The sequence below is a fragment of the Streptomyces sp. NPDC017056 genome (genome assembly GCF_044332485.1).
Classification (GTDB): Bacteria; Actinomycetota; Actinomycetes; order Streptomycetales; family Streptomycetaceae; genus Streptomyces.
The window spans coordinates 1-14,139 of record NZ_JBIRPD010000007.1; the positions used below are offsets into that span (position 1 = coordinate 1).

Below are 14,139 nucleotides of genomic sequence, written 5' to 3' on the forward strand. Positions count from 1 at the left end.
AGGAGCCCAAGCCCTTCACCTGGACCAAGACCGCCGACGAGATCCTCGAACGCCTCGCCAGATATCTGAATCGAATTCCCGACTCAGGACACTAGGGGGCCTGGTCGATCACCGTGCGACTCGTCTCTCCTCACCGACGGGACGAGCCGATGACCGGGGGGTTTCCGCCATCACGGAGATCCTGGCCACGACGACGAACGAGTCCACTGGCACCCGCGGCCGGCTGCGCCGGCGGGTGGAGGCGCTGCTGACGGAACGGCACAGGCCGGGCGCAGTGGCGATGCCGTCGAAGTCGGCGTTCTACCGGCTCGTCGAGGTGATGAGTGAAGGCACGCACGCCTTCGGCGAGGCCACATCCCGCAGATCAGCGGCTCGCCGCCCGCTAGGAGCGTTCACGCCTTCCTCAGCCTGCCGCACCGGCGAGATGGTGCAGATCGACACGACACCGCTGGACGTGCTGGTGGTCCTGGAAGACAGGGTGAGCGGACGCCCGGAGTTCACGATCGCCGTCGACGTGGCAACGAGGTCAATCTGCGCCGCGGTACTGCGACCGGCAGGCACCAAAGCCGTGGACGCCGCCCTTCTGCTGGCCAAGATGTTGGTCCCTGAGCCGCTACGGCCCGGCTGGTCGGACGCGCTGGCGATGTCGGCGACGCTGTTTTCGCACCGAAGGCTGCTGAACATCGACGCCCGCCTGGAGCAGGCGGCCGCCAAACCGGTGATCGTGCCGGAAACGATCGGCATCGATCACGGCAAAGTGTTCGTCTCCGACACCTTCCTGACCGCCTGCCGATCGCTGGGCATCTCCGTCCAGCCGTCCCGCCCGGCAACACCGACCGACAAGGGCATCGTCGAGCGGACGTTCTCCTCGATCAACACGCTGTTCTGCCAGCACATCCCTGGATACACCGGTTCGAACACGACCCGCCGTGGCGCCGGGGTCGAGGCCGTCTGGACACTCGCGGAACTCGACGACCTGCTGCAGGAGTGGATCGTGGCCTGCTGGCAGCAGCGGTCACATGAAGGACTGCGCAGCCCGTTCCTACCGGGCCAGCCCATGTCTCCCAACGACGCATATGCCCTGCTGGTGTCCCGCACCGGCTACCTGCCGATGCCGCTGAGCGGCCTTGACTACTTGGAGCTGCTGCCGGCACTTTGGCGTTCGGTCAACGACTACGGCATCCGCATCGACCACCGCACCTACAACTGCCCCGACTGAGCCCGCTACGGCGCCGCTCCTCGGGAGTGACCGACAAAGGCGGGCTCTGGGAAGTCCACTACGACCCCTACGACCTGTCCCGGGTCTGGGTACGCGACGCGCGCACCGGAGAGTGGATCACTGTTCCGTGGACACACCGGCACCTGGTCTCTGCGCCGTTCGCGGACTTCACATGGCGCCGGGCCCGGGACGTGCTCGCGGTGCGAGGGCGGGACGACACCGACCAGGCCTCCGTGGCCGCCGCAGTGGAGCAGTTGCAGACCCGGGCTGAAAGCGGGCCGGACCGCCGTATCGCGGCCCGTACCCGCGCCGCCCTGGAGCCCGCCCGGTCCGTCCCTGCTCTGCCGCAGGCTTCAGCTCCGGACGACTCCGAGGACGAGACCACCGTCCTGGAGCAGCCGTCGAACGTCATCCCCTTCGGCATCTTCGACGCTTTCACTGACGGGAGCCGCCTGTGAGCCAGGCCCCGCCACAGGACATCGCCAATCCGCAGGCGTCGCTGACCACGAAGGAAGGATGGCGGGCTTTCGTCGACGAGAACCCGGAGCCCCCGCCGTCCCTCCCGTCCGGCACTGTCCCGGACAAGGGTGAGCTGGAGTCCTACAGGGAAGTGCGAATCGATTACCACACACGGTCCGTCATCGTGAACACCCCCACAATCCGCAGCGTCGTCGCTACCGGCCGCAAACGCATCGTGCCCAACCGGCACCAGGTCTCCGCTCGGCGCGGCCTGATCGTGTCCGGATCGGCCGGAATCGGCAAGACAGCAGCGATCACCCAGCTGGGCAAGAACGTCGAACAGACCACCAGGCGCCGCAACCCCGCTGCTGTCGGCGGACTGCCGGTCGTCTTCGTCACTGTTCCCCCGGCGGCCACCCCGAAGATGCTCGCAGGCGAGTTCGCCCGGTTCCTCGGCATCCCGCTGGAACACCGCATGAGCCAGGTCCAGATCACCAACGCCGTCTGTGACCTACTCGGCAAGCTCGGCACCACGCTCGTGCTGGTCGACGAGATCCACAGCCTCGACCTGACGACCCGCAACGGAGCCGAGGCGTCCGACCAGCTGAAGTACCTCTCGGAACGGATCGCTGCCACCTTCGTGCTCGCGGGCCTCGACGTCGAAACCAGCAGCCTGTTCCAGGGCACCCGCGGGCAGCAGATCGCCGGCCGCTACACGGTCACCCCCTCCCGGCCCTTCAGCCACAAGTACCGCGCGGACAACAAGCACTGGCAGGCCCTGGTTGTGACCATGGAAGACTCCCTGCGGCTGCGCGCACATCGTCCCGGCACCTTGGTCGCTATGACCGATTACCTCCACGGTCGCACCGGCGGACTGATCGGCAGCCTCTCCCAGCTCATCCGAGAAGCCGCAGTCGGCGCCATCGACACCGGCGCAGAAAAGATCACCAAGCGCATGCTCGACGCGATCGAGCTCGATCACGCCGTCCAACAGCCTCAACCTGATCACCGCCGCGCCAAGGGCGCCGGCAAACCGAAGGCGGCCTGAGCGATGGAGCCCTGTGAAGCCCCGGTCCGGCTCCTGCCACTTCCTCTGCCACCGGTCCACGGAGAAGTCTTCGGCTGGTATCTGCACCGCCTCGCCGCCGCCGACCAAGTGACGGCGAGCCAACTGGCGAAATCTCTGACACCGTTCAAAAACGCGCAGGTCGGCAAGCGGACGGACACACTGTGGCGCTGGACTCCGATGGTTCTGCCACGGCTGGCCATCCTGACGGGGCTTACGCCCGAGACCCTCCGGATGCTGCTACCGGCGATCGCCCGGGTTGAGGCGCGCACCGCAGGTGACGTAGTCCGCTACCGTCGGCGTCTCTACGTCGCCTGCTCACACTGGATGCATCGCCGCGGGATCATCAGGCCCGTTCTCGCCCATCGCCCCGCAGATCTCCAGCTCTACCACCGACACGGCATCTGGCTAGACGGTAACCGCCACTACCGCGTCGGCCACCTCCCAGAGCTCGTTACCGCTGAGCACCGACACCGACGGATCGCTCGCCGTTTGCCCGACACCTTGGAAGCAGCGACGAAGGAGGCGCAGCACCTGGTCCGCCCCTGGCTCCTGAACAAGAACCAGCCTCATCTGCTCTCGCGCTGGAATGACCGCCTCGCCCAGATCCCTCCCAAGGAAGCCATCTACGGGCACATCATCAGGCGACGCGTCGACGAGCGGGAGTACATCGCCACCTACCCAGAGTTAGTCGCGCTGCTGGGCATGGTGGCCGATCTTGCTTGGCGGGCCCTACGTGCGCCTCGCCGATGGGCGAACCTCAGCCGGCACCGGCGCAGCATCACCGCCGTCTACACAGAGGCCGAGCAGCGGCTGAACGTCCCCACGCTTCGCGAGAAGCTCCGATCCCACGCCTTCTCCAACGACGCCTTCTTTCGCTGGACCGACTCCCTGGGACGATCGCTGATGCTGGTGACGACGCCGGACGACTACGACGCTCTACAGGATGAGTCCCAATAAACTTGAAGACTCCAGGTCACAGCCCCACCGTCCGACAGAGCGAACGGGACCACCCCAGCTGTTCCCACAAGCAGGCTCACCACCGTTCAGATCCACTGGGCCGCGCGGCATCGTAACCGTCCCAGCAGAACTGAAAAGACGCAGCTCAGAGACACCTCATCCATTCAGATCTACTGGGAGCGGACAACGAGCTTGCCCCGGAGGTGGCCGCTGTCGAGTTGCCGGTGCGCGTCGGCGATGCGCTCGAACGGGAACGTCTCCTGCACGTGGACCCGGAGCCTGCCCTGTTCGACGAGTTCGACGAGACCTCGCAGGGCGACCGGATCGGGGTCGACCGCGATGCCGCTGAAGCGCAGGCCGGCCGCCTCGTACCGGGCGATGAGCGCCGGATCGTCCTCGGCGACCGCCGTCACCAGGTGGCCGCCGGGGCGGAGTACGCCGAGCGACCGCTCGACGGTGTCGCCGCCGATCGTGTCGAGCACGACGTCGACGTCGCGCACCGCCTCGGCGAAGTCGACCGCCGTGTAGTCGATCACCTCGTCGGCGCCGAACCCCTCGACGAACGCCCGCTTGCTCCCGCCGGCCGTCGTGATCACGTACGCACCGAGCGCCTTCGCTATCTGGATCGCGACGTGGCCGACCCCGCCACCACCGCCGTGGACCAGGACCCGGTCGCCCTCGGACACCCCGGCGAGGTCGACGAGGCCCTGCCACGCCGTCAGCCCGACGACCGGCAGCGCCGCCGCCTCGACGTGCGAGAGCGCCGCCGGCTTGCGTGCCAGGTGCAACGCCGGCGCCGACACGACCTCGGCGTACGCGTTCGCCGCCCGAGGGAACAGCGGCATCCCGAACACCTCGTCGCCGGGCCTGAACCGCCACGTCTGCGGCGTCTGTTCGACCACGCCGCTGATGTCCCAGCCGAGGACGAACGGGGGCCGGCCGATCAGCGGGAACTCGCCGGCGCGCAGGCGCGCCTCCAGAGGGTTCAGCCCGATCGCCTTGACGCGGACGAGAACCTCGGTCGGCAGGGGCCGGGGCTCGGGCGCGTCCACGATGGTGAGCACCTCGGGACCGCCGAACACCTGCTGGGTGACAACTCGCATGACTCTCCTGGCTTCGAAAGGTGGGGAGGAGTGAATCCAGGCTAGGTTTCCGGCAGGAACCCGCAGGTACCCGATCCGCATGCGGACCGAGGGGGCGATGGGGAACAGAGGTTTCCCAGGCGGAGTTGGTGCGGCGCGGAGGGTTAGGCGAGCCCGACTTCGGACCAGGCGTCCACCGCGCACTGTCTGTCGGCGTTGTTGCCCGCGGACACGACTGTGCCATCGGCGCGCAGGCCGAGGGTGTGCGTTGAACCGGCCGTCACGGCGATGATGCCGCGCCAACCGCCGACCTCGCACTGTCCGTGGCTGTTGGCTCCCGTGGCAAGGACCCGTCCGGACGCAGTCACCCCGACGGTGTGATAGCTGCCCGCGTCGAGTGCCACCACTTCTTCCCACGCGTCGACCTCGCACGCCCCGGTCGTCCGGTCTCCGGTCGCCACTGCCCGCCCGTCGGCCCTGAGGCCGACGGTGTGGACGTATCCGGCCGCAATGGAGACGAGGTCACGCCAGCCTTCAACGGCGCACTGACGTCGCCGGTTGTTGCCCGCGGCCAGTGCACCACCGTCCGACCGGACGCCGACCGAGTGCCAGTCACCGCACGAGAGGGCGACCACCTCGCGCCAGGACTGTACGTCGCACTGCCCTTCCGCACTCCGGCCAACTGCCAGTACGCGGCCGTTCTTGAGCAGCCCGAGCGTGCGGCGCCAGCCCGCGGCCACGGCCGTGACCCCACGCCATCCGGCGACGTCACCTTGCCCGTCGCCATTCCACCCCGTTGCCAGCACCGTGCCGTCCGACCGGAGCCCCACGGTATGAGACTTGCCCGTGTTCGTCGCGGTATGGACGTTGCCGGCCGCCACCGCGACGACGTTCGCCCACTCCTCGACGCGACATTCACCGGCTGCGGTGTGGCCCACGGCGAGCACCGTTCCATCCCGGCGGCGCCCGACCGAATGGCGCCTTCCGGCCGCCAGCGCCGACGGATGGGCGAGAGTCCTCATGCTGTTTCCAGTCCTAGAAGAAGAGGTCGGCTGTGGTGCCTTGCGTGAGGTTGTCGAGGATCGCGCGCAGCCACGGGCTGCGCACGGCCGGCAGCCGGACCAAGGTGTGCTGGAACGTTCCCCGGTCGGCCCGGAACAGGTGGTTGGGGCGTATCGGGAGCGGGTCGTCGCGCAGGACGTCTTGGGGCAAGCGGCCCGACGCGGGAACCGGCAGGTGGGGCCGGGGAGAGACCAGCCACAGCCACACCCCCAACGGCAGGGGTACCGGGTACGCCGACGCAGCCGGGCCGGCGGGGGACCATGCCTGTCCCGTCTGGGGATGGACCGGTACGAGGAGGATGTCGACGCCCGCGTCCGGGGAGGGCTGTCCGGGCCCGGCCAGGACGGCGCGCCGCTCCGGGGGGCCTGCGGGCAACAGGACGTCGAGCGCGCGTTGGAAGACGTCAGCGGTCAGACCGCCCGGTACCTTCACCGGCTGCCCTTGGGAGGCGACCAGCAGGTGGGCGAGCGCCTGGCCGGCTGCCGCCTCCCACCGCGGGCTCCAGGACCAGTAGTGATCCGTCCCCAACTGCCCTCCCCACGTGGGAATCGGCTCGAACGGAGGCGTTACCTCCCCCTGCTCTGCCAGCTCCGCCCAGGAGAGGGGCGGAGCGTGGATACCGGCTACGGGGACGCGGTGCACGGCGTCCGGGCTGAGCCGCACTGCCTGCCAGAGCGAGCAGTCGTCGACCCTGGTCGCCACCGGGAGGTCGCACGCCTCGCAGGTCATGTTGGGCCCGTCGGCTCCGTCGAGGCCACAGCAGGCACCGCTGCTTTTCTCGGGAATCAGCCGGGTTCCGCGGCTGTCGCCGGGCGCGATGACACTCGCTCCAGGCGCGCTGTCGGAAAGGGCGTGGACCGGCGCGTAGATGCCGCGTGCCGCCGCCTCGCCCGGATCGATCTCGTCCCACATCCGCCACGGCCCTCCCCAGGGGTCCGGGTCCACGGCAAACGTCCCCGGCTGCATGAGGACCGGAAGCTGGGCCCCGTTCCCGTACTTCTGACGGGCGTGGACCGGGAGTGCGACCTGGGACAGCGGGTTGGTCAATTCGGCGCCGCATCCCGCACAAACGAAAACGAACAAATATCCTCCGTCTGAAAACCAGAGGCATCTTCGCAGCCCGCCCCCGCGCAGCCAACGTATTTCCCGACAGCCTCGCAGTACGTCCCGATCCCCGAAGCCGGAGCCTCACGCAGCCACGACCCGGGCCACCCAGGTTTCGTCCCCGCGCACGGGCCCAGCTGCGCGTCCGCCGAATCGCAGCGGCACGGACGAGCACTCCCCTCGCCGACATGCTGGGACGCGCGGAGCTATAGCGTCCGACTGGTCCGAGGGCACCGGCCGCCCGGCTAGTGGGCCGCCAGTCTCTCCACCAGTTCAACCCCCCGCGCCAGCAATTCCCGCTCCTCGCCCGTGAGTTCCGCTTCGATTGCCCGCGCGAGCCAGTCCGCCCTGCGTCCCCGTTCCTCCTCCAGCAGTGCCTGTCCCGCCGAGGAGAGTTCGACCAGGGTCTTGCGGCCGTCGGTCGGGTGCGCTCGGCGTGTGATCAGCCCCTGCTCCATGAGCAGTCCGACGGCTCGGGCCATGGACTGCGGGCGCACTCGCTGATCGGCCGCCAGTTCGCTGGTCGTCATCGCGCCGCTGCGGTCCAGCGCGCCGAGGACGGCCACCTGGCCGTGCGGCATCTGGTCCTCCAGCTTCACGCGCCGCGTGAGCTTTCCCATCGCGGTGCGCAGTTCGGCGGCGATGGCGGCGGATTCCGGAAGGGGCATACCGAATTTTAACGCGGGGTGACTGGGCGGGGGATGTGAGCAGGGGGCCTGTGCGGCGGGCCTGGGCGGCAAGGCTGCGCAGCATAGCTGTGCAGTACAACTGTGCAGCTAAACTGCACAGCATTGCTGTAGAGTCTCCGGTGTCGGGTCCCGCGTCACCGTCGCCGCAGTCGAGCCCCGGCACGTATGCGACAACGGGAAGGGCTCCCATGACCGCCATCACCTCCGTCACCGGCCGCAGCGTCCTCGACAGCAGGGGCAACCCCACCGTCGAAGTGGACGTGGAACTGGCGGACGGGTCCCTCGGCCGGGCCGCGGTTCCCTCCGGCGCTTCGACCGGTGCCCGCGAGGCCGTCGAACTGCGCGACGGTGATCCGGCCCGCTGGCACGGCAAGGGCGTCGACCAGGCGGTACGCAACGTCAACACCGAACTCGCGGCCGCCGTCACCGGCCGCGAGGCCGAGGACCAGGCGGGCCTGGACGCCGCCCTCGTCGCCGTGGACGGCACCGCCGCCAAGTCCAGGCTCGGCGCCAACGCGATCCTCGGGGTCTCCCTGGCCGCAGCCAAGGCCGCGGCTGCCGCCCACCGCCTGCCGCTCTACCGCTACCTCGGCGGTGCCGGCGCCCGGCTGCTGCCCGTACCGATGATGAACATCGTCAACGGGGGCGCGCACGCCGACAATCCCCTGGACTTCCAGGAGTTCATGATCGCCCCGATCGGCGCGGAGACCTTCGCCGAGGCCGTGCGGATGGGGTCCGAGATCTTCCACACCCTGCGCCGTGACCTCCTCGCCGCCGGGCACTCCACGGGCGTGGGCGACGAGGGCGGCTTCGCGCCGGCGCTGCGTACGGCCGAGGAGGCTCTCGACTTCGTGGTGGCCGCCGTCGAGCGCGCGGGTTACCGGCCGGGCACGGACATCGGCCTGGTCATGGACCCGGCGTCGTCCGAGTTCTTCCGCGACGGCGTCTACGACTACACGGGGGAGGGGGTGCGGCGCACGCCCGCCGAGAACGCCGACTACCTGGTCAAGCTGATCGACGCCTACCCCATCGTGTCGATCGAGGACCCGATGGCCGAGGACGACCTGACGGGCTGGCGGGACCTGACCGCGCGGGTGGGTGCGCGCTGCCAGCTCACCGGCGACGACGTGTTCTGCACGAACGAGGCCATCCTGCGCGAGGGTATAGGCTCCGGCGTCGCCAACTCGATCCTGGTGAAGGTCAACCAGATCGGCACCCTGACGGAAGCCCTGGCCACCGTCGACGCCGCACACCGGGCGGGCTACACCGTCGTCATGTCGCACCGTTCGGGAGAGACGGAGGACACGACGATCGCGGACCTGGCGGTGGCCACGGGCTGCGGGCAGATCAAGACCGGATCGCTGTCCCGCTCCGACCGCACCGCGAAGTACAACCAGCTCATGCGCATCGAGGAGCAGTTGGGGGCCAGCGCCCGGTACGCGGGCGCGGAGGCGCTGCGCCGGTAGGGACCTCGGCCGTGGGGGCGGAGGCGGCGCAGGCCACTCGGCGTGGGTGTTGACGGAATTTATTTTATCCGCCGCTTGGATTGATCTCGGCTCCTTTGGCTACGCTTTTCCGGTATCGCGTGCCGGTCGAGGAGTTCTCAATTGCTGAAGCGAGATGCGGTCAGTGATGCACCATCCGGCGGACTCGTGCTGTTGGGCGGGCCTCCCGGGTCAGGAAAGTCCACCGTTGCCGGGAGGCTGGCCGCGGCGGCTGGACGGCCGACCGTCCATATGCACACCGACACCTTTTACGTCTGGATCCGCTCCGGCTTCCACCCGCCTTACCTTCCGGAAGCCGCGCTCCAGAACGAGGTCGTCCAAAAAGTCATGACCGATGCCGCCTGCGCCTATGCGGGCGGCGGTTACGACGTCATCCTCGACGGCATCCTGGGGCCGTGGATGCTCGACGCGTTCGGCGCTGCCTGCGAGAGGCGTGGCCTTGGCCTGTCGTATGTGATCCTGCGGCCGAGCCTGGAGGTGGTGCTCGCGCGGGCCCGGCAACGCGAGGGGCGGGAATTGAAGGAAGTCGAGCCGATTACCGGTCTGTACGGGGCATTCCGGGAGGTCGGGGCGCTTGAAGGGCATGTGATCAATTCGAGTTTCCAGTCGGTGCAGCAGACCGCGGACGAAATTGCCGCCGGGCTGCGTGCCGGTCGGTTCGCCATCGCGCCGTAGCGTGCCGGCGATCACGATTTCGCCGGTGCCGAGGGTGGAGGTGCACAAGGTCAACACGGCCGGCGCCCGGCGGGGCCGGCCGCGTTCGGCCTGGTGCCTATGGCGACCGTCGCGCAGAGGTCGTCGTCCGTGGCGAGGCGGGGGGCGAGGCCGTGGTGGCGGAAGGCGGCGAGGGTCTGCGGGGCCTGGCGTTCGCTGGTTTCGATGAGGAGGTGGCCGCCGGGGGCGAGCCACTGGTACGCGTCGGCCGCGACCCGGCGCTGCACGTCGAGGCCGTCCGTGCCGCCGTCGAGCGCCACGCGCGGTTCGTGGTCGCGGGCTTCCGAGGGCAGCAGGCCGATCGCGTCGGTCGGTACGTAGGGGGCGTTGACGACGAGGATGTCGACGCGGCCGCGCAGGGCGGTCGGGAGCGGAGCGTAGAGGTCGCCCTCGTAGACCTGGCCGGTGGCGGGCGGGATGTTGCGGCGGGCGCAGCGCACGGCGGCGGGTTCGATGTCGGCCGCGTGGAGTTCGATGCCGTGGCCGGCCTGTGGGGAGTCGGGTTCGCAGGTGGCCGGGTCGCCCGGTTCCGGTGCGAGTGCCGCTGCCAGTGCCGCGCCCACGGCGCCCGTGCCGCAGCACAGGTCGACGACGACCGGGCGCCTGCGGGGTACGGCGCGGGCGAGCGCGGCGGCCTGGTGGACGAGGAATTCGGTGCGGCGGCGGGGTACGAAGACGCCGGGGTCCACGGCCACCCGCCGCCCGCAGAACTCGGCCCACCCCAGGACGTGTTCGAGGGGCTGGCCGGCGACGCGCCGGTCCGCCATGGCGGTGAGGTCGGACGGTGTGCGGGCCGTGGTGAGGAGCAGTTCCGCCTCGTCCTCCGCGAAGACGCAACCCGCGGCGCGGAGCCGGGCGACGAGGGAGGAGACGGCGGGCGCGGGAAGCGCGAAAGGGGCGGAGGAGGGAAGAGAAGAAGGGAGTGACATCGCGGTGGGGCCTTTCGGGGTGTGCCGAAGGGCGCTCTCGCGGTCTTCCTACCTCTGAGGGACCGTGCAGCCGTGGGGTGAGAGCACCCAGCCTGGTACAGCGGTAATGGGTCTCACCTCCTTGGTCGTCCACTGCTTGAGCTGGTCACCCTACCCGAATGCGGGTGCGGGCCGCAGGTGCCGGAGGGCTGGTCGGGTACGCCGGAAGGGGCGCGCACGAAGCCCGCGTACGTCCGCCCGTGCGGCACCGGGTCTCGACGTGGCGGGGTCCCGGCTGGAGGGTGGAAGCGGGGTGCCGCAGCGGGAGGTGGTGGCCGGGGGGTCACCGCGGGCGGCAGCCGGGAAGGTGGGCGGCGATGGCGGGTGCCGTGAATCCGTACATGCGGGGACTGTTCGCTCCGGTGCGGGAGGAGGTCACCGCGTACGACATGGCAGTGACCGGCCGCATTCCGGAGGAGTTGGACGGGCGCTACGTGCGCAACGGGCCGAACCCGCTGGGCGTGGAGGACCCGGCGGCGTACCACTGGTTCAGCGGTGACGGGATGCTGCACGGTGTGCGGCTGCGGGGCGGGCGGGCCGAGTGGTACCGCAACCGCTGGGTGCGGTCCGACGCGATGGCGCTGCGGCTGGGCGAGAAGATCCTGCACGGGCCGCGTCATCTGGACATGGATTTCGCGCCGAACACCCACGTCACCCGTTTCGCCGGGCGCTGTCTGGCGCTGGTCGAGGGCGGGGCGCTGCCGTACGAGCTGGACGGCGAGCTGGACACGGTGGGCCCTTTCGATTTCGCCGGCACGCTGCCGGGCGGGCTGGCCGCGCACACCACGATCGATCCGGACACCGACGAGCTGCACTGCGTCGCGTACTGCTGGGCGTGGCCGTACGTGCAGTACCTGGTTGCCGGGACGGACGGCCGGATACGGCGGCGCGTGAACGTACCCGTGGACGGGCGGCCGATGATGCACGACTTCTCGCTGACCGAACGGCATGTGTTGCTGTACGACCTGCCGGTGGTTTTCAACCCGGGTGCCGTCGGCGTCGGGCCGTCGTTCCCGTACGTGTGGGACGCGCACCGCCCGGCCCGGCTGGGGGTGCTGCCGCGGGAGGGCGGCGCGGCGGACGTGCGGTGGCTGGATGTGGAGCCGTGCTTCGTCTTCCACCCGATGAACGCGTATGAGAGGGAAGACGACGCGGGGCGGATCGTCGTTCATCTCGCGCGCTATGAGCGGCTGTTCGCGAAGGGGCGTACGGGCCGTGACGGGTCGCCGCCCGTGCTGGAGCGCTGGACCGTCGACCTGCGGGCGGGCCGGGTGCGGCGCGAGCAGGTGGACGACCGCCCCGTGGAGTTGCCGCGGGTGGATCCGCGGCGGCTGACGCTGCGGCACCGGTACGGCTACGCGGTGCTGGAGTCGGACCGCGCGGACGAGGGGGCCGTGCGGCTTCCGGGGATCGAGCGGACGGGGGTGGGGCTGGTCAAGTACGACCTGGAGCGGGGGAGCAGCGAGCTGCGCCGGTTCGCGCCGCAGGGCGGTGTCGGCGAGGCGGTGTTCGTGCCGGCGGGGCCGGATGCCGAGGAGGACGAGGGCTGGCTGATGGCGTACGTGTTCAACCCGGACCGCGGCGCCACGGACCTCGTCATCCTCGCGGCCCAGGACTTCACGGGCGAGCCGGTCGCGCGCGTGCACCTGCCGGTCCGGGTGCCGGTCGGGTTCCACGGGAACTGGATACCCGACCGGGAGTGAGCGGAGTCGGAGGCGTGGATTCCGGTTGCCGCGACTTTTCCGATGCGGTCGCATTGGTGCGGTGAGTGCGACGGAAGGGGACGGCATGGCTGCGAACGACGAGCGGGGCAGGCGGGGCTGCGGGCGGCCGTTCCGCCTGGTCAGCCGGCCTGCGGGTGGCGGGCTTCGTACGTCTCCTCGATCTCCCGCATATGTACGAGGCCCCAGGCGCCGAGCGGCTCCAGTGCGGTGTTGAGCGAGGTGCCGAGCGCGGTGAGGGAGTACTCCACCTTGGGCGGGACCTGGTGGTAGACCTCGCGGTGCACGATGCGGTCGGTCTCCATCTCGCGCAGCTGCTGGATCAGCACCTTCTCGCTGATGTCCGGCAGCGACCGCTTCAGCTCGCCGAAGCGCTGCGGCCCCTGGGCCAGCGCCCACAGCAGCAGGACCTTCCACTTCCCGCCGATGACGTCCACGGCGGCGTCCAGGCCGCAGTCGTACGGGCCGTTGCGCCTGCTCATGAACCGCGTCCCCCTCGTCCGGCTTACCAAAAGGTAGGTACCTGACTAAATAGTCGGTACTTGAGGGATCGTATGCCACCGGCAAACATCGGGAGGGCGCGCGCCACAGAGGGATTCGGCAGGTTCGACGGGCCAACGCGGCGGACGGGCAGAGGAGTTCGTCGGTCGTGGCGGCCGGAGGAGATTTGTGATCATGGGTGACAACCGCACTCCGGTGACGGTCATCGGGCTGGGCGACATGGGCGCCGCGCTGGCCGGGGCGTTTCTCGCGGCGGGCCGTCGGGTGACGGTGTGGAACCGTACGGCCGCCAAGGCGGACGGCCTGGTGGCGGCGGGGGCGGTGCGGGCCCGCAGCGTCGCCGAGGCGGTGGCGGCGAGCCCGCTCGTGGTCGTCTGCCTGCTGGACTACGGGGTGCTGGCGGACGTGCTCGGGCCGGTGGGCGGGGCGCTGGGCGGCCGTACGGTCGTCAACCTCACCAACGGCACGCCCGAGCAGGCCCGCAAGGCCGCTGTCTGGGCGGACGAGCACGGGATCGGCTACCTGGACGGCGGGATCATGGCGGTGCCGCCGGCCATCGGCACGCCGGGCGCGTTCGTCCTCTACAGCGGGCCGCGCGAGGTGTTCGACGAGCGGCGGGAGGAGCTGGCGGTGCTCGGCCGGCCCGAGTACGCCGGCGCGGAGCCTGGGGCGGCCGCCCTCCAGGACCTGGCGCTGCTGACCGGCATGTACGGGATGCTGGCGGGCGTCGTGGAGGCGCTGGCCCTGGTCCGCTCGGCGGGGTTCGGGCCGGTGGGCTTCGCTACGGAGAAGCTGGTGCCGTGGCTGGGCGCGATGGCGGCGGCAGTGCCGCACTACGCGGAGCAGATCGAGAGCGGCGACTACGCGCACGGCGTGGTCTCCAACCTCGGTATGCAGGCGGTGGGGCTCGACAACATCTTCCAGGCGTACGAGGACCAGGGCATCAGCGCCGAACTGCTGGCGCCGCTGCGGGCGCTGGTGCGGCGGCGGGTGGCCGAGGGGCACGGCGCGGAGGACTTCCCCGGCGTGACCGAGCTGCTCGGCGGCCCGGTGCCCGCCCGGTAGGTGCCGGGCCGCCCGCCGCGCGGA

14 protein-coding genes are annotated in these 14,139 nt (G+C 70.1%); 8 read left to right on the forward strand and 6 right to left on the reverse strand.

Going from position 1 to position 14,139, the window contains the following annotated elements; genetic code table 11:
- The first annotated feature begins 235 nt into the window (after positions 1-235).
- The 4 genes from ACH4OW_RS14265 to ACH4OW_RS14280 are packed head-to-tail and all read left to right on the forward strand — an operon-like array spanning position 236 to position 3,704.
- The gene (locus tag ACH4OW_RS14265; protein WP_398027677.1) at positions 236-1,219 is read left to right on the forward strand and encodes a hypothetical protein; all 984 of its coding nucleotides are present in this window, start codon (positions 236-238) and stop codon (positions 1,217-1,219) included.
- Positions 1,220-1,245: 26 nt separating this feature from the next.
- Entirely contained in the window at positions 1,246-1,677 is a 432-nt protein-coding gene (locus ACH4OW_RS14270; RefSeq protein ID WP_398027679.1) for a hypothetical protein, read from the forward strand.
- Positions 1,674-2,726 carry an ATP-binding protein gene (locus tag ACH4OW_RS14275; protein WP_398027681.1) on the forward strand — a complete coding sequence of 351 codons (1,053 nt, stop codon included), beginning with the start codon at positions 1,674-1,676 and terminating at the stop codon, positions 2,724-2,726. The genes ACH4OW_RS14270 and ACH4OW_RS14275 overlap by 4 nt, the downstream gene beginning before the upstream one ends.
- Positions 2,727-2,729: 3 nt before the next feature.
- On the forward strand, positions 2,730-3,704 hold the full coding sequence (locus tag ACH4OW_RS14280) for a hypothetical protein (protein WP_398027683.1): 975 nt from the start codon (positions 2,730-2,732) through the stop codon (positions 3,702-3,704).
- Positions 3,705-3,874: 170 nt separating this feature from the next.
- On the opposite strand, the gene ACH4OW_RS14285 is transcribed toward ACH4OW_RS14280, so the two are convergent.
- From ACH4OW_RS14285 to ACH4OW_RS14300, 4 genes are all read right to left on the reverse strand, one after another.
- Positions 3,875-4,807: an NADP-dependent oxidoreductase gene (locus ACH4OW_RS14285; RefSeq protein ID WP_398027685.1), complete on the reverse strand. Its 933-nt coding sequence runs from the start codon at positions 4,805-4,807 to the stop codon at positions 3,875-3,877.
- Positions 4,808-4,950: 143 nt separating this feature from the next.
- Entirely contained in the window at positions 4,951-5,808 is an 858-nt protein-coding gene (locus ACH4OW_RS14290) for an RCC1 domain-containing protein (protein WP_398027687.1), read from the reverse strand.
- A gap of 13 nt (positions 5,809-5,821) precedes the next feature.
- Complete coding sequence (locus tag ACH4OW_RS14295; RefSeq protein ID WP_398027689.1) at positions 5,822-6,931, reverse strand: hypothetical protein; 1,110 nt, start codon at positions 6,929-6,931, stop codon at positions 5,822-5,824.
- A gap of 266 nt (positions 6,932-7,197) precedes the next feature.
- Positions 7,198-7,620 (reverse strand): MarR family transcriptional regulator, encoded by a 423-nt coding sequence (locus ACH4OW_RS14300; RefSeq protein ID WP_360125561.1) that lies wholly within the window; start codon positions 7,618-7,620, stop codon positions 7,198-7,200.
- A gap of 209 nt (positions 7,621-7,829) precedes the next feature.
- On the opposite strand from ACH4OW_RS14300, the gene eno reads away from it, so the two are divergent.
- Complete coding sequence (eno, locus tag ACH4OW_RS14305; RefSeq protein ID WP_398027691.1) at positions 7,830-9,107, forward strand: phosphopyruvate hydratase; 1,278 nt, start codon at positions 7,830-7,832, stop codon at positions 9,105-9,107.
- Between the two features lie 114 nt (positions 9,108-9,221).
- Positions 9,222-9,821: an AAA family ATPase gene (locus ACH4OW_RS14310; protein ID WP_398028204.1), complete on the forward strand. Its 600-nt coding sequence runs from the start codon at positions 9,222-9,224 to the stop codon at positions 9,819-9,821.
- A gap of 50 nt (positions 9,822-9,871) precedes the next feature.
- Here ACH4OW_RS14310 and ACH4OW_RS14315 read toward each other — a convergent pair whose 3' ends face one another.
- On the reverse strand, positions 9,872-10,789 hold the full coding sequence (locus ACH4OW_RS14315; RefSeq protein WP_398027693.1) for a putative protein N(5)-glutamine methyltransferase: 918 nt from the start codon (positions 10,787-10,789) through the stop codon (positions 9,872-9,874).
- A 356-nt stretch (positions 10,790-11,145) separates the two neighbouring features.
- Here ACH4OW_RS14315 and ACH4OW_RS14320 point away from each other — a divergent pair, with 356 nt between their 5' ends.
- Positions 11,146-12,531, forward strand: a complete 1,386-nt coding sequence (locus ACH4OW_RS14320; RefSeq protein WP_398027695.1) for a carotenoid oxygenase family protein — start codon at positions 11,146-11,148, stop codon at positions 12,529-12,531.
- A 140-nt stretch (positions 12,532-12,671) separates the two neighbouring features.
- Here the strand turns inward: ACH4OW_RS14320 and ACH4OW_RS14325 are convergent, their stop codons facing one another.
- On the reverse strand, positions 12,672-13,031 hold the full coding sequence (locus ACH4OW_RS14325) for a winged helix-turn-helix transcriptional regulator (protein ID WP_398027697.1): 360 nt from the start codon (positions 13,029-13,031) through the stop codon (positions 12,672-12,674).
- 193 nt (positions 13,032-13,224) lie between these two features.
- On the opposite strand from ACH4OW_RS14325, the gene ACH4OW_RS14330 reads away from it, so the two are divergent.
- Complete coding sequence (locus tag ACH4OW_RS14330; protein WP_398027699.1) at positions 13,225-14,115, forward strand: NAD(P)-dependent oxidoreductase; 891 nt, start codon at positions 13,225-13,227, stop codon at positions 14,113-14,115.
- The last annotated feature ends 24 nt before the right edge of the window (positions 14,116-14,139 follow it).

Bases quoted from the DNA above. Each gene is read 5' to 3' on its own strand.
- ACH4OW_RS14325 (WP_398027697.1), bottom strand. From the start codon at position 13,031: ATGAGCAGGCGCAACGGCCCGTACGACTGCGGCCTGGACGCCGCCGTG.
- eno (WP_398027691.1), top strand. From the start codon at position 7,830: ATGACCGCCATCACCTCCGTCACCGGCCGCAGCGTCCTCGACAGCAGG.
- ACH4OW_RS14290 (WP_398027687.1), bottom strand. From the start codon at position 5,808: ATGAGGACTCTCGCCCATCCGTCGGCGCTGGCGGCCGGAAGGCGCCAT.
- ACH4OW_RS14285 (WP_398027685.1), bottom strand. From the start codon at position 4,807: ATGCGAGTTGTCACCCAGCAGGTGTTCGGCGGTCCCGAGGTGCTCACC.
- ACH4OW_RS14320 (WP_398027695.1), top strand. From the start codon at position 11,146: ATGGCGGGTGCCGTGAATCCGTACATGCGGGGACTGTTCGCTCCGGTG.
- ACH4OW_RS14280 (WP_398027683.1), top strand. From the start codon at position 2,730: ATGGAGCCCTGTGAAGCCCCGGTCCGGCTCCTGCCACTTCCTCTGCCA.
- ACH4OW_RS14300 (WP_360125561.1), bottom strand. From the start codon at position 7,620: ATGCCCCTTCCGGAATCCGCCGCCATCGCCGCCGAACTGCGCACCGCG.
- ACH4OW_RS14330 (WP_398027699.1), top strand. From the start codon at position 13,225: ATGGGTGACAACCGCACTCCGGTGACGGTCATCGGGCTGGGCGACATG.
- ACH4OW_RS14315 (WP_398027693.1), bottom strand. From the start codon at position 10,789: ATGTCACTCCCTTCTTCTCTTCCCTCCTCCGCCCCTTTCGCGCTTCCC.